The organism is Paraburkholderia pallida (assembly GCF_004524855.1).
In the GTDB taxonomy this organism is placed as follows: domain Bacteria; phylum Pseudomonadota; class Gammaproteobacteria; order Burkholderiales; family Burkholderiaceae; genus Paraburkholderia; species Paraburkholderia oxyphila.
Window position 1 is genome coordinate 696687 of record NZ_CP038150.1, and the last position, 13062, is coordinate 709748.

Genomic DNA, 13062 nt, shown 5'->3' on the forward strand with positions numbered 1-13062 from the left:
GTGTTGCCCAGACGAACACTCTCTCAGTCCAGAATTGCGGGGAGGACTTCGCTGCGGTTTTCGCCAAAGCCGATGCTCGCGAAACCGGAACGCTCGCACCAGCCGCTCATGACAACCGCGTCTCCGTCTTCGAGGAATGCGCGCGTCTCGCCTGTGTCGAGCTTGACGGGTGACTGGCCAGCCCGCGACAGCTCAATCAATGCGCCGGCCTCCGAAGCCGTCGGCCCGGAGATGGTTCCGCTCCCCAGCAAGTCGCCTGTACGGAGATTGCACCCACCAATCGTGTGGTGCGCAACCATCTGCGCAATGCTCCAATACTGGTGGCGGAAACTCGTGCGAGAAAGACGGCTGGCGCCCTTCCCGCTGCGCCGTGCGTCCGCCGTTTCGAGCGCCACTTCCAGCTGGATGTCGAACGCCGCTTGATCGGGCAACGCCTGCGAGGAGAGGTAGTCGAGCGGCTGCGGGTCTCCCTCGGGTCGCGCCAGCGCCGTGCGAAACGGCGCGAGCGCGTCCATGGTGACGATCCACGGAGAAATCGTGGTGGCGAAGTTCTTGGCGAGAAACGGCCCAAGCGGCACCGACTCCCACGTTTGAATATCGCGCGCCGACCAGTCGTTGAGCAGGCAGAGCCCAAACACGTGTTCATCCGCCGACGCGACGGGAATGCGCGTCCCCTGCTCGTTACCCACGCCAATGAAAATGCCCAATTCCAGTTCGTAGTCGAGCCGGGCAGACGCTCCGAGTTCAGGCTCGCGCTTTCCAGCCGCGAGGCGCTGCCCAACGGGCCGCCGTACAGGCTGCCCCGACAAACCGATGCTCGACACTCGGCTGTGGTAGGCGATCGGCATCCACTGGAAATTCGGCGAGAGCGAGCCATCGGGGCGCATCAATTTGACGATGTTGCGCGCGTGATCGACAGACGTATAGAAGTCCGTGTAGTCGCCAATCTGTGCCGGTAGCGCGTACTCGACCTCATTGCGCGGCACCAGACAGCTCGTGAGCCCATCAATCGAAACGCCGGTGCGTGCCGCCGAATCACCCGCCTTGAACCATGCGAAGAGCGCATGGCGCAAGGCGCGCCATGCGTCCGGACCCAACGCGAAGAACGCGTTCAGCGTGGGCTGGGCGCACGCGCTGGCCGCTTGCGCTGCCATTCCAGAAAGGGCACCGAGCGCCGCCACGGCCTCGAGGTCGATGACGTAGTCGCCCAAAGCGACGCCCCCGCGAAATGCCTCCGCCGTGCCCGCGCGACGAAACACGGCGAACGGCAAATTCTGCAGAGGGAACGCACTTTGAGGCGCATTGGCCGATTCGACCCAACTCCTCGCACCGATGTCGTGCGTGTGATCAAGGCGCATCGAAATCCCCGCGCAGGCTGTTGCGGCTCAACAGAATCCGGCGCTCGCGCAGTTCCTGGATCAGCGCAGGGTCGACGTTCCGCTCGGTCAGCAATTCGATATTGTGCTCGCCCTGAAAGGCGGGAATTCCGGGCGCCGGCAAGGTCGCGCCACTGAACCGCCACGGCGAACCCGGCATACGCATCGTTCCGCCGTTGCGGTCGTCGACTTCCACGATGGCACCCCAATCCGCGGCCCACTCGGACTCGGCCAGTTCATTGGTGGTACGAACGACGCCGATTGCGAGACCCTGTTCGCTGACCTGCGCCTGCAGTTCTTCCAGGTCGGTGAAAGTCAGAATCCACGCGCGCACTTCCGCCAGCAGCGCGTCGAGGTTTTGCCGACGAAGATGGGCCGACGCGAACCGCGGATCGAGCAGCAGATCGGTGCGGCGCATCATCGAACAGAAGCGCACGAACATGGGCGAATAGATCGGGCTGGCCGCGATCGTGACGTGGCGGCCATCGGGCATGCGGAAGATATGCGATTCCGTGGCGCTCAACGCGGGCGGCTCACCGTTGGTGTCCACGCCCGAGAGCTGCGCGCCTGCACGCTCGTTGACCGCGAGCATCGTGGCGGCCATCGAGACATCCACGTGCTGGCCTTCGCCCGTCCGGTGCCGCTGCTGCAGGGCGGCGAGAACGGCGATCGCGCCATGCAGGCCCGTATAGACGTCGGCATGGCTGCACGCGTCGTTCTTCATGTCGTCGGGGCCGAACTCATAGTGCTCGCGCAGAATGTCGGTCAGCCCCGTTTCCGCCTGCACGGTGGGCGCAAAAGCCGGGCGATTGCGCCATGGGCCAGTCTGGCCATAACCGCTCATCGACACGTACACAACACCAGGATTGAACTCGCGCACCTGCTCATAGCCGAGCCCGAAACGGGCCAGCGTGCCCGGCCGGAAGTTCTCGACAATGATGTCGGCTTCGCGGCACAAATCCGTGACAATGGCTCGCGCCTCGGGCCAGTTCAGGTCCAGGCTGAGATTGCGCTTGCCTGCATTCTGCTGCGCGTAATAGACCGACATCGTGCCGATGTGGGGGACACCGCCACGGCCCGTGTCGCCGCCCGGCGGCTCGATCTTGATCACTTCGGCGCCGAGATCGCGCAGCGTCTTCGTGCACAGCGGTCCCGCCAGCACGCGCGTGAAGTCGATCACCTTCATTCCATCGAGAGGAGCACCCATGATCAGTTCCCCTCGAAAATGGCCGAGCCCGGGCCCGACTTTGCGAACGCTTCAAGGCCGCGCTTTTGATCGGCACTGGCCCACATCATGTTGCTGATTTCGGTCTGGCGCGCATCGGCACCCGCAATCCCGTGGCGCGCCGAAAGATTGGCCAGCGTCTTGATCCCCTTCAGGGCAACCGTTGGGCCGGCTGCCAACTGGCGCGCCCAGGACATCGACACGGCCGGCAGCTCCGCTTCGGCCGTCACGAGGTTGATGACGCCCCAACGTTCCAGCGCCACGGGGTCGTGACGCCGGCCGAACATGGCGATCTCCTTCGCACGGGCCGGGCCCGCACGCTGCACGACACGCTGCACGCCTCCGAGCAGCGGCAGCAGCCCGAGGCTTGCCTCGGCCGCGGCAAAGAACGCGGTGTCGGCTGCCACGATCATGTCGCAGGTCAGCGCCAATTCGAATCCGCCACCCAGCGCGCCGCCGTGCACCGCGGCAACCGAGGGCAGCGGAACGTTCTCGAGCGCGTCGAGCAGCTCCTCGAGGGCAGCCTGATCGCGACGGCGGGCACCGCCCGTGAATCCGGCGACGTCGGCGCCGGCGCAGAAGTGGCGCATGCCGCTGCGCAACAGGATGGAGCGGCAACCTTCGTCGACGGCCTTGCCGTAGGCCGCGAGAAGATCATTCAAGAAATTATTCTCGATCAGGTTATGGGGCGGCTTCGACATCGTGACGACGCCAACCGCGCCGTCCTTTTCAAACTCGACAGTGCTCATCTCTCGTCCTGCATCGTGGCCCGACGCATGTCGGGTGGGGTGGTTGAAACGCTCGGAAAAATACATAGGATGCCGAAACGGCATAAGGAACTTCAGCGTTGAACCCGGGTTTCCTGCCATCGTCCCGGCATTCAGCCAGAGGTTCTGTATGGCTCGATGATAACAGTGTTAACTTAGATGCAAACCAGGGTAATCCCAGGCCCTCGAAGCGCGCCACTCAACCGATCCCCATTTACCGGGGCGCGGGGGAGAGATCATTGCGTGCCGGAAAGACGGCCGCCTATAATGACTCGCCCCCTCTACCGAGCCTTCTTGCACTGTGAGTTCGAAACCGCCCCCTGCGACCGCCACGCCCTACCACCACGGCGATCTGCGCAACGCCCTGATCGCGGAGGGCCGCCGCGCACTCGAAGAAGTTGGCGCTCATGAACTGAGTCTCAGATACCTGGCGCGCGCCGTCGGAGTCTCCGAGGCAGCGCCATCACGGCATTTCGCGGGTAAGGAGGGGTTGCTCGCGGCCATCGCGGCCGACGGATGGCGCGATCTCGCGACGATCCGCAGCGGCATATTGAAGTCCGATGACCCGGCAATGACCAAGGCCTATCGGATGATGCGGGCGTACGTCGAATTTGCTCAGACGCACAAGGGGTTGTTCGACTTGATGGTTGGCCCCCGGATCGTCGCTCGCGATTTGTATCCCGAGCTCACCGAAGAAGGAACGAAATCATTCGGGCTGTTCGCAAAGGTCGTCGAGCAGGCGGCGCTCGAAAGCGGCTGGAAAAAAAACGCGCTGACGTTGGTCACGCACGCGGCCTGGGGCGTCGAGCACGGGCTCGCGACGCTCATCCTTTCCGACCGGGTGCCGCGATCGGATCTTCCCGTTCGACTCGATCAGATGATCCACTTCTCGATCTCCGTGTTCCTGAGCGCCATTGACGCCGGACCGGCCCATCTCGAGAAAGTGATGAATGGCTTGCCGGCCGCGAAGCGGCACGCTGAAGCTTAGGCTGCCTGATCCTCGGGCAGTTCGTCGAAGAATTCGCTCGCGTAATCGATGAATGCCCGCACCTTCGCCGGCATCAGCGTGCGGGTGTTATAGGCCAGCCGGATCTCCACTTCGCCCTCCTTGATCTTGAACTGATCCAATAGCCGAACGAGCTTGCCCGAGCGGATTTCCTCCTGAACCAGCGGGACCGGCAAGGCGCCGATCCCCAGGCCGCGAAGGACCATCTCCCGGTTAAAAATCGAACTGTTCGACGCGACGTCATAGCTGATCGGCACCGTAGCAACCTCTTGCCCTGCGCCGCGAAACGTCAGCGCAGGCTTGCGCAAGGAAGGCGGCATCACCACGAACTTGTGCCCGGCGAGGTCAGCGGGCGTCTGCGGGCGCGGGTGGTTCGCCAGATACGCTTCCGTCGCAAAGATGCCAAGCGGTACACGCTCCAGCAGCCGGGTCACGGCCTGCTCCGAGCTCAGCATGAACGGCAACACGATGCCCAGATCGAACCCGTCGGCGACAAGATCGACTGGACGCTCGGTCATGGTGATATCGAGGGTGACTTCGGGATACTTGCGCTTGAACCTCGCGATGAGCGGGACGAGCCGGTTGTTCGTGGCCGTGGTGTGCGCGACCACCCGCAGCACACCTGAGGGCACTTGAGTCTCGCCGGTCATCTGCGCTTCAAGGTTCGAAAGATCGTCCAGAATTCGGCAGCAGCGCTCATAAATGCGCTCAGCCGGCTCCGTAAGTGACACTTGCCTCGTAGTGCGATTGAACAGGCGGGTTGCGAGCCGCTGCTCCAGCATGGCAATGGCCCGGGAAATGACGGGCGGCGTCGTGTCCAGCACGTCGGCCGCGCGCCTGAAGCCCTTTGTCTCAACGACGGTACGAAAAATACGCAAGCTTTCGATATAGTCCATGGGGCCGCCCGCATGTCATCTTCGGGGTTAATCCATTGATTCGCATTCCGAATCTAAAGACACGATTCGAAACGGAATTCATATGCTCGAGGTCCGATCAATGGGGCGCGGTAATACGCTCGATCAGCAATTCGAACTTCCGGTCGAGCGCTTGTGCAGCGTGCTTGAGCTCGGGATTGTCGCCCAGCACGATGAGTGACGAGGGGCGGACATAGGTGACGAACGTCCCCTCGCCGTCACTCGCCTCGGTCAGCAGCACTTCAACGGGCGCAAACAAACCGGCGGAGAGATCGTGGCGCAGCATGGTAATTGCAATCAGCGGATTCCCGAGGATCCATCGCACGGTCCGGCGCTTGATGCCGAATTTCGCAATCCAGCCCCCGTGATCGATCTCACTGAACAGCATGAAGCCGCTCTCGCCGACAAAGCGCCGCTCGACCTCCTTCACGTAGGTGCCTTCCGAAATGTCTTCTCTGGCGAGCTTCACCAACTCGGGAATAGACGACTTCCCGCAGAGCTTGTTGAGGCGCTCCACCACGTCGTCAAAGGACGCAGGCGTCCTCACCTCGACACGCACGCCGGCAAATTGCGTTTCAACCACTGCGACTTCGCTGCTCATCAAAAAGGCTCCAGTACTGTCGTTTTCCCCCCTGAGGGGCCTCATTCGCATCCGGGTTGCACTCTGGATAGCAGGCAGCCCTCGATACGAGTATATACGCGCTTCTCGCACCGAAAGTTGACTGCAGCGACAACAGATTGTTGAGCGAAAGTTTCGGAGACGGCTGCCGAACGCCGTGCCCATCGGAGCGATGCGGCTCGCGGGTTTTCCGTTTCCGACTGTCCGGTTAGTCATTGAAGGGCTAAAACGGCGAAGTGCCGATGTTCGTTTACATTTGTCGCGGCGTCATTACACACAACTTGCAAGTGCCAACAACGCATAACTCGACTCCGCAGCGCTGCCCGGCAAAGATACAGGCACAGCAAGAACATCTGCCAACGCCCAAGGAGAGTGAAATGAGTGAGCGCGAAACCGGGCAGCGAGTCGCGGTGCTCGTCTGCGTCGCGGAACCCCTTCTCGCAGTCGGCGTGCGCACGAGCCTCGCGGCTGAGCCGGACATCCAGCTTATCGACTCCGAGCACGCCTGCGACGGACGCAACGTCGACGTGCTGGTCGCGGATACGGACACCGCGGCAGCGCTCGCGCTCGACCGGCAGCGCCAGCGTCTCGGCCCGCGACTCGAGTTCGCCGCCATCCTGGCGATCTCGCCCCAGGCGCGCGAGCATGCGGTCCGTTGCGCCCTGGAGCAAGGCATTCGGGGCCTCGTGCTGACCCGCTCCCCGGTCCACGATCTCCTTGCAGGCGTGCGGGCGCTGGCGAGCGGCGGCCGCTACCTGTGCCCGCAAATCCGCTGGCAGATGGCGCAGGTCTCTCAGCGCGAGGTGCTGACGAGCCGTGAGGACGAAGTGCTGCGGCTCTTGACGATGGGTCTATGCAACAAGTCGATCGCGCGCGACCTCGAGATCGCGGTCGGAACCGTGAAAGCCCACGTCAAATCGATCATGGGCAAGCTCGATGCCAGTTGCCGTACCGAGGCGGCGCGGATCGCCACCGAACGGGGCCTCATGGACCTGCCGGCCACACCATCGCGGCGAGTCAAAACCCTGGGCGCAACGAACCGGCCACGCCGTGCCTTGCTGTCCCAGCCCTTCCTCATCCCGCAGGGCGACGAGCCGGCACGTGCAGTCGTGTGAGCGCCGGGGACGCGCGCGCTCAAGCCCTGGAGCCGCCGGACAATTCCGTGCCGTCCTGCATCTTCGCAGCATCGGTCGGAGCGGCCTGCCCAAGCACACTGCGGGCAACCGAGAGGTCGAGGGAGGTCTCGTCCCCGGCGTCTTCGACGAGAGGGCGCAGCAAACGTTGTGCATCCTGCGCACGCCCGGTGCCGATCCACTGCTGAGCCAGTGCGACGGCCGCCCTGACCTGCCCCGACCTCACCCCTTGCGAGCGGGAGAGTTCGATTGCGGCCAGATAGCTGCTCTCGGCCAGCTCCAGTTGACCCGCGGCAGCCTGGCAGTATCCGCGAGCGAACAGCAGTTCCGGCATGCGAAGGAAATCGCCGCAAGTGCGAATGAGCGCCTCGACCTCGTCGCACATCGCGAGCGCGGCCGCATGCAGCGACATGTCCGAGAGTCCGATCGCCAGCATCGCCAACGAGACGCTCGTAATCATTTCATACTGGTAGCGGTGAAGCACGTCGACGGCGGAGCGGATGAGTTCGACGCCATCGGCTGGACGGCCTCGCGTAATCGACAACTGCCCGCGCAATACGCATGCAACACTGAGATACGGCGTGAGCGAATGGCGCTTCGCCACGTGCTCGAGCGCCTCGACCACGCTGTGCATCCGCTCGACATCTCTCGCCCAGACGTACACCGACCCGGCCCAGATGAGCGCGATGCATTGGGTAACGGCGTGGCCCGATTCGCGCGCATCGGCGATGGTCCGGTCGGCAACGGCAAGCGCTTCCGCATAGCGCCCCGTGAGCCACAGACTGCGGGCGCGGCCGCACATGGCGCGATTATGAAAGTCGAATCCGAGCCTGGAGGTCGTGCTGGACGACGCGCCGAAGCTTCGGGCAAAACACCGCTCCCAATGCTGCATGGCCTCCTCGACCTCGCCCACGAGGTGCAGCGCCACGCCCATGAGGGAATCGACAATGGCGTGCGACTCCGCGTCTTTCAACTCGGACAACAGCGACTGCGTCTTGCGAGCGGTCGCGAGCGCGTCGCTGTACCGGCCATCGCGATGCAGCAGGACGGCATAGCCGTTGAGCAGATGCAGCGTGCTGCGGAAATCCCCGAGCTGTCCGGCCACTTCGATGCCGCGGCGATAAGCGGCCTCCGCATCGCTGCCGCCTCGCGAGAACATCAGCGACTGGCCTAGCGCGCCCTGTATCCGCATTTCATGGCGCGAGCCGACAAGCTCCTCGGGCAACTGTGCCAGCGCGGCTTCTGCCCAGCGAGAGCATTCGGTGACGTTCGACAATTGCAATAGCAAAGGACAGAGCGAAGCCACCAGCCGGAACGCCTCGGCATCCTTCCCGCCGTTGGCGAACAGCCACTCGACGGCCGTGCGCAGGTTGGGCAGTTCGAGCTTCACGGCCTCGAGTGCGTCCTTGTCGAGGACGTCGGCCGCAGAGTGCTGTACCCAGTCCGCGAAATAGCGGCAAAAGCGCTGCATGACAGCGGCCCGCTCCCCGGACTCGGACAGCTTCTTCGCGCAGTAAGCCCGAGTCGTATCCGACATGCCATAGCGCAGCGTCGCTTGCCCGGCATCGACGGTGACGAGCGACTTCGACACGAGGCACGCAATCAGCTCGATGGCGACGGATGGGTCGTGGTCGTTGCAGCAGGCCTCGATGGCCGCGTCAAGGGTAAAGCTCCCCGCGAAAACAGCAAGCCTGCCTATCAGACGTTGCTCGTCGTCGGACAGCAGATTGAAGCTCCAGTCGAGTGTGGCGCGCAGTGTCTGGTGGCGTGGCACGACCGTGCGCCTGCCGTGCCACATCAGCCTCACGCTGGCATCGAAGTGCGAGGTAATGGCCTTGAGGCCCAGCGCCTCGATACGGCCCGCCGCCAGCTCGATGGCCAGCGCGATGCCGTCCAGCTCGCGGCAGAGCTGGGACGCCAGCGGCGCGTCGCCATCGCTCAGTTCAAAGCCCGCGCAGCTCGCCGTTGCGCGATCCACAAACAGCCTGACTGCCGGGTACGCGAGCGCGGCGGCGGCGGTCGTTCCCTCGCCTTTGGGCGGAAACATCAACGGTTGCAGACGATAGACGCACTCCCCTTGCGCGCGCAGCGGCTCGCGGCTGGTGCAGAGAATATGGAGCCTCGGACACTGCTGAACCAGCAGCTCGGCAAGCTCTGCGACCGCCGCGATGACATGCTCGCAGCAGTCGAGCACGATCAGCGCGTGACGCTCACCCAGATGAGCCGCCAGCGCGGCCGGATCATCGAGCCTGTTCTGCAGTCCAACCGCGCTTGCCACCGACGAGCGCACGAGCCCCGCGTCCGCGATTGCCGCAAGGTCGATGAAGTGCACGTCTCCGTTGAATTGCCGGATGGCCGAATGTGTCGAAGCGATGGCAACCGTCGTCTTGCCGATGCCGCCCGGCCCGACGATGGAGACGAGCCGCTGCTGCAACATGTTCGCGAGGACCTGCTGGACGTCCTCGTCGCGCCCGACTACCGAAGAGGCGGGCGCCGGCAGCGCCCTTGCCGCGCGCAGCGGGGGCGCCTGGAGCGGCGCTTCGAGCTCATGGCGCTCGACCACGGCGACGAACGTGTAGCCCTTGTTGGCGGTATTGACGATATAGCGCCCGCCGGCATCGCCTTCCCCAAGCGCCTTGCGCACAGCGACGATGTGAAAGCGCAGGCTGCCTTCTTCGACCACCACATCGGGCCAGACACGCGCAATCAAATCCTTTTTGCTGACGATTTCCCCTGCAGAATCGACCAGCGCGACCAGCAGATCGAGCGCCCGCCCGCCGAGCCGTACGGGCAAGCCGTCGCGTTCGAGCAGGCGTTCCGATGGAGACAGCGTGAACGGCCCAAACGAGGCTCGCCACGTGGTGCTGTGCGTTGTTGTTCGATGCATTGCAGCAATCCCTTTAGCGCGAGGCGCCTTCCTGAAGCCGCCCTCGTTTGGAATCCCACCGTGCCGCGTGTTGCTGGCCTGCCGAGTGGAAATGATAGTGCGCCTTTTTCAAACCAGCTTCCACCCCGTCGGCACGTGCCGACAATTTAGCCAGCTTGCGGCCATATTCCCAGCAAATGTTTATGATGTGGATTATTTGCTTTATGGATAACCATGAAGCTCGATCTGAATTTATTGCGAGTGCTTGTCGCTATCCACGAGTCGGGCAGCGTGACGAAGGCGGCACAGCAGCTTGGGATGAGCCAGCCCGCGGTCAGCGCCGCGCTGGGCAGGCTGCGCGAGTCGCTGGCCGACCCCTTGTTCATTCGACAGGCCGACGGCATGTTGCCGACGCCGCGCGCGGACACGCTCGCCGGCAAGGCCAGGCAAGTCCTTGACGCCATTGATCACGACATCCTGAGGCCACCTGAATTCGATCCGCAAGCGGACGATGTCGAGTTCGTGTTTTGCCTGAGCGCTATTGGCGAGATCGTCTTTCTGCCCACCTTGTTGAGGCACATCCGCGAGCAAGCGCCTCGCGCGCTTGTGAAAAGCGTCAGCCTTGCACCCGAACAGCTCGAGGAGGCGCTAGGGTGCGGAGAAGTGGACCTGGCGCTGGGCTATTTTCCCGATCTCAAGAAGGCCGAATTTTTTCAGCGGCGGCTCTTTTCACATGACTTCGTCTGCATGGTGCGATCGGGCCATCGCATCAAGGGTCCACGCATGACCTTGAATCAGTTCGCCACTACGGAACAGGTTTTCGTCAAGGATGGCAGCCGCACACAGGAGAGGGTCGAGGCCGCACTGGCTCAGAAAGCGGTCAAGCGGAACGTCGTTCTGCAAACGTCACACTACCTCAGCATTCCAATCGTCATTGCGGAATCGGACCTCGTGGTGGTCTTGCCGAGGACTGTCGCCGATGTCTTTTCCGACTTGATGGACGTGCGTGTTGTTGAGCCGCCTGTTGAGATTCCGCGCTATGACCTGAAGGTTTACTGGCACCGCCGGTTTGGGCAGGATCCCAAGGTGAAGTGGCTGCGGGAGCGGGTTATCGGGATCTTTGCGGAACAGGCCTGAATTGTGAGTGCTCACTCAGTGCCGATCCTGATTTCCGGCTCCGCTTCGTCTGGACGGTTCAGCAGGATTAGCAGACGCGCGATCTTGTCGTCGAAGAACGTGAAGATAAAGCTCAGGATCAGCGGTGATGGTAATCCCATCTTTTCAAAATCGCCGCCTACTTCCGCCCTGAGCATGAGATCGCCAAAGTGTTGCCGCGCGTCGGTAACGTTCATGTAGAACCGCTCGGCGACGATCTCGTCGCGGATCCAACGCGCAATCGCTTCCTTGCCCCAAAAGTCGCGCAACTGGTCGTTCAGGTACGCATCTTCGATGAAGAGGTTTGCTAACCGGTTAGCGTCGCTGGCGTTGACGGCGTCAACGAAGGCGCTTGCTATTGGGCCGGCAATCAATCGCCAAGTTCTCGAACTCGGGTTCATGAGGAGCATGATTCACCTCTGCTGCTGCTTGCTTTTCATCCGCTAGGCTAGCAAAACCAGTGCGCTCAGTTGTTAGCTCTTGTTAGTGGGAGTTTTGGAATTGCTATTCCTCAGGTTTTTCTTGGCTCTCAGCCTTGTTGGCCTTAACTTGTTTTCGCGGCGGGCCGCGGGCGTTGCCCCTGTGCGGGGCGGCACCTACTTTTCTTTGCAGCCGCAAAGAAAAGTAGGCAAAAGAAAGCGGCTTAAACCGCCAGTGTGACGCTGTCCACCACTGCCCTGTCCATCGGAGCGGCTCCGGGGCATCCGTCATCTCGCACACTCCGCGTAAGTGACAAGGCGCTCATCCTTCCCGCCACGCGCTACGCGCGGGCGGAAGGGTCTGCAAGGAAAGCCGGGCGGGCTGCAAGCGAATGCGCAGAAGTTCTGCCGCTTAATATATTGGAGTCCTATGTATACAACATCCCACCAATACCGGTGTTTCCCGCGTACATGCATGCATCCCGCTGGTTTGGGATATGCCCCACGGCGCGCGCAGCGCCGCCGGATGGATGAGCCCTTAGTCACTCCGTTATACGCCGCGTGGTGACAGACGCTCCGGAGCCGCTCCGATATACAGGGTAGTGGTGGACTGCGTCACACTAGCGGTTTGAGCGGCTTTCTTTTGCCTACTTTTCTTTGCCGCGGCAAAGAAAAGTAGGTGCCGCCCCGCACAGGGGCAACGCCTGCGGCCCGCCGCGAATCCAAGTTAAGGCCAACGCCAGACAGCCCGCGCCAACAGCGTGCACGCCCTACCTAATTCTTCGCCTTGGCGGCCTCCTCAATAAGCGCCGCGACAGCCGCCGGTTGCGACTCATAAACAGCATGGCTGGCAGCCGTCTCAGCCACAGTCGCTTCGGCACGCTTAGCCATGGCCCGCTGGGCATCCGGCGGAATCATCCGGTCATGCGTGGTAACCAGATACCAGCTCGGCTTCGACCGCCAGGCAGGCACGCTCACCTCGCCACCCAACGCCTCCACCCCCCAGGGCACCTGGGCATTCGCAAGAAACGCAGCCCGCTGAGGATTCACATCACCCGCAAACGCCTCGGCAAACTTGGCCTTGTCGAGCATGAGAAAGCCGTTGACCGGCGGCAAGATAGGCGGAACCGGCGCACCAGCCGGCGGATTAGCAATGAGCTTCTGCACAGACTCGCCCTTGTCAGGCGCAAACGCCGCGATATAAACGAGCCGCGAGACTTTGGGATCGGTGCCGGCCTCGGTAATGACCACGCCCCCATACGAATGCCCGACGAGCACCACCGGGCCGTCCTGCGCATCCACGACGGCTTTCGTCGCGGCTACGTCGGCGGCCAGCGAGGTGGTCGGATTCTGCACGATGCTGACGTTGTAGCCCTGGGCTTTCAGGAGGTTGTACACCGCCTCCCAGCCTCCACCGTCAACGAAGCCGCCATGGACTAACACCACGTTCTTGATGGCCCCGGCGGCCGATGCAGTTGTCGGCTCGACCATTCCGAAAGCCAGCGTACTGAAGGCCAGTGCACTCATCAGGGTGCGCAGCGACGAGAAAGGATAGGCTCGCATTTGAAACCTCTTTGGCAAG

Annotated in this window: 11 protein-coding genes; 3 read left to right on the forward strand and 8 right to left on the reverse strand. The window is 62.8% G+C overall.

Going from position 1 to position 13062, the window contains the following annotated elements; translation table 11 throughout:
• Positions 1–23: 23 nt before the first annotated feature.
• Genes fahA through E1956_RS29805 form a run of 3 tightly spaced genes read right to left on the reverse strand, consistent with a single transcriptional unit; the run spans position 24 to position 3416 of the window.
• Positions 24–1358, reverse strand: coding sequence for a fumarylacetoacetase (gene fahA, locus E1956_RS29795; protein WP_167760160.1), 1335 nt, complete (start codon positions 1356–1358; stop codon positions 24–26).
• Positions 1348–2583, reverse strand: coding sequence for a CaiB/BaiF CoA transferase family protein (locus tag E1956_RS29800; protein WP_134755985.1), 1236 nt, complete (start codon positions 2581–2583; stop codon positions 1348–1350). Before E1956_RS29800 ends, fahA begins: the two co-directional genes overlap by 11 nt.
• A gap of 2 nt (positions 2584–2585) precedes the next feature.
• Complete coding sequence (locus E1956_RS29805; RefSeq protein WP_232072089.1) at positions 2586–3416, reverse strand: enoyl-CoA hydratase/isomerase family protein; 831 nt, start codon at positions 3414–3416, stop codon at positions 2586–2588.
• A 253-nt stretch (positions 3417–3669) separates the two neighbouring features.
• Here E1956_RS29805 and E1956_RS29810 point away from each other — a divergent pair, with 253 nt between their 5' ends.
• A complete protein-coding gene (locus E1956_RS29810; protein ID WP_134755988.1) occupies positions 3670–4356 on the forward strand; it encodes a TetR/AcrR family transcriptional regulator in 687 nt (228 codons plus the stop codon).
• On the opposite strand, the gene E1956_RS29815 is transcribed toward E1956_RS29810, so the two are convergent.
• On the reverse strand, positions 4353–5270 hold the full coding sequence (locus E1956_RS29815; RefSeq protein WP_134755990.1) for a LysR family transcriptional regulator: 918 nt from the start codon (positions 5268–5270) through the stop codon (positions 4353–4355). The two genes, E1956_RS29810 and E1956_RS29815, sit on opposite strands and share 4 nt — an antisense overlap.
• 97 nt (positions 5271–5367) lie before the next feature.
• Positions 5368–5889, reverse strand: a complete 522-nt coding sequence (locus tag E1956_RS29820; RefSeq protein ID WP_167760161.1) for a DUF302 domain-containing protein — start codon at positions 5887–5889, stop codon at positions 5368–5370.
• Positions 5890–6284: 395 nt separating this feature from the next.
• Between E1956_RS29820 and E1956_RS29825 the strand changes: the two genes are divergently transcribed.
• Entirely contained in the window at positions 6285–7022 is a 738-nt protein-coding gene (locus tag E1956_RS29825; RefSeq protein ID WP_167760162.1) for a response regulator transcription factor, read from the forward strand.
• Positions 7023–7041: 19 nt separating this feature from the next.
• Here the strand turns inward: E1956_RS29825 and E1956_RS29830 are convergent, their stop codons facing one another.
• Entirely contained in the window at positions 7042–9927 is a 2886-nt protein-coding gene (locus E1956_RS29830) for an ATP-binding protein (RefSeq protein ID WP_134755994.1), read from the reverse strand.
• Between the two features lie 213 nt (positions 9928–10140).
• On the opposite strand from E1956_RS29830, the gene E1956_RS29835 reads away from it, so the two are divergent.
• The gene (locus E1956_RS29835) at positions 10141–11043 is read left to right on the forward strand and encodes a LysR family transcriptional regulator (RefSeq protein WP_134755996.1); all 903 of its coding nucleotides are present in this window, start codon (positions 10141–10143) and stop codon (positions 11041–11043) included.
• Positions 11044–11054: 11 nt separating this feature from the next.
• Here E1956_RS29835 and E1956_RS29840 read toward each other — a convergent pair whose 3' ends face one another.
• Positions 11055–11471 (reverse strand): nuclear transport factor 2 family protein, encoded by a 417-nt coding sequence (locus E1956_RS29840; protein WP_134755998.1) that lies wholly within the window; start codon positions 11469–11471, stop codon positions 11055–11057.
• Between the two features lie 783 nt (positions 11472–12254).
• A complete protein-coding gene (locus E1956_RS29845) occupies positions 12255–13043 on the reverse strand; it encodes an alpha/beta fold hydrolase (RefSeq protein WP_134756000.1) in 789 nt (262 codons plus the stop codon).
• Positions 13044–13062: the final 19 nt, after the last annotated feature.